This window comes from Xenorhabdus bovienii (genome assembly GCF_024721015.1).
Classification (GTDB): Bacteria; Pseudomonadota; Gammaproteobacteria; order Enterobacterales; family Enterobacteriaceae; genus Xenorhabdus; species Xenorhabdus bovienii.
In genome coordinates this window covers 1-1,555 of the sequence record NZ_JANAIF010000199.1, presented here as the reverse complement: position 1 = coordinate 1,555, position 1,555 = coordinate 1, and the positions used below count along the sequence as shown (strand labels likewise).

Annotated in this window: 3 pseudogenes; 1 reads left to right on the top strand and 2 read right to left on the bottom strand. The window is 46.4% G+C overall.

What is annotated here, in order from left to right:
* Nucleotides 1-83, bottom strand: a pseudogene (locus tag NXS07_RS19925) (IS1 family transposase); the annotation flags it as partial.
* A gap of 65 nt (nt 84-148) precedes the next feature.
* Between NXS07_RS19925 and NXS07_RS19920 the strand changes: the two are divergent.
* Nucleotides 149-1,153 (top strand): annotated as a pseudogene (locus NXS07_RS19920) (IS110 family RNA-guided transposase).
* 233 nt (nt 1,154-1,386) lie between these two features.
* Here NXS07_RS19920 and NXS07_RS19915 read toward each other — a convergent pair.
* Nucleotides 1,387-1,555 (bottom strand): annotated as a pseudogene (locus NXS07_RS19915) (IS1-like element transposase); the annotation flags it as partial.

The window sequence follows — 1,555 nt, the reverse complement described above, 5'->3', positions numbered from 1 at the left end:
TGCTCATCCACTTCACAGAGGAGCTCAACTTGCAAGTTGTCGAGCGGTAACGTGGTTACGTGTCGAGGCGAGAGTTTAATGAGATGGTCTCCCCCACCCTGTTGCAGTAAATTGACAGTGTGTTTTTCTTTTAGAAGAGGGCATCATCATGAACAGAACAACACTTATCGGCATTGACTTGGGTAAACATTCCTTTCACCTGCACGGTCAGGATAAAAATGGAAAAGCGCTTTATCATAAGAAAATGACCCGCACTAAACTCCTTGAGTTTCTGGCAGTGACACCCAATGCCACTGTTGTGATGGAAGCCTGTGCCGGTGCGCATTTCATGGCGCGTAAAATCGCGGCATTAGGCCATGAAACTAAACTGATTTCACCTCAGTTTGTCCGTCCTTTCATCAAGAGCAACAAAAACGATTTCATTGATGCCGAAGCGATTTGCGAAGCGGCTTCACGACCTTCTATGCGTTTTGTTCAGCCACGTACGGAAAGCCAGCAGACCATGCGGGCATTACATCGTGTCCGAGAATCCCTGGTCAGAGATAAAGTGAAAACCACTAACCAGATGCATGCTTTCTTACTGGAATTTGGTATCAGCATGCCAAAAGGTATTGCTGTGATAAGACAGCTGTCTGAAGTTATCGCTGAAAATGATTTGCCCTCTTATCTGGTACAGCTGCTCCAACGCCTGCACGCCCATTATCTGTATCTGGTTGAGCAAATTAGCGAGATTGAACAAGAACTTGTTCTGACTATTAAACAAGATGAGGGTGCTCAATGATTGCTGACTATTCCGTCTATCGGCCCCATCACAGCTAGCGTACTGGCATCAGGGTTAGGAGATGGGAAACAATATAGCCACAGCCGGGAATTTGCCGCTTCCACGGGATTAGTCCCGAAGCAATACAGTACGGGAGGGCGTAATACACTCTTAGGCATCAGCAAACGAGGCAATAAACAACTCAGAAAACTGCTCGTGCTGTGTGCCCGGGTTTACATACAGAAACTGGATCACCAGTCAGGAAAATTGGCGGAGTGGGTTAAAAAGCAGCTAACGCGAAAGCATTCTTGTGTTGTGGCCTGCGCATTGGCCAATAAGCTGGCTCGGATCGCTTGGGCAATCATTACAAAAAAAGGAGTATTCAATCAGTAAGGGAATTCAGGTATACCCCCTACGTTGTTGAACTAATAGAGAAAATAACGATTAACTCTCTGGTTTTGCGAAGACTGATTATTGATGACATGAACGGCCAGTCGGCCCGATAAAAACCTAGACTTTAAAATGGCTTATAGAAGCCGTGAGTTTTTTCAGGATTACCGGGTGCGGAACTCATTGTGGCGCGGGTACTTTTCCCCATACAGACGTCAGATAGATTTAGGCAAGCCCACATGCGTCAAAATCAGGGTTGCAAAAACGGGGGAGACCATAGATTTTAAAGTGCGGACGACGGCATTAATGCTGATATGCAAAGCTCTAGCGGTATCACGAATGCCCGCATTATTCATGGTCAGGTCGAGGATTTTGTCTTTCGTACCAGGGTGACAAGCCCGATAT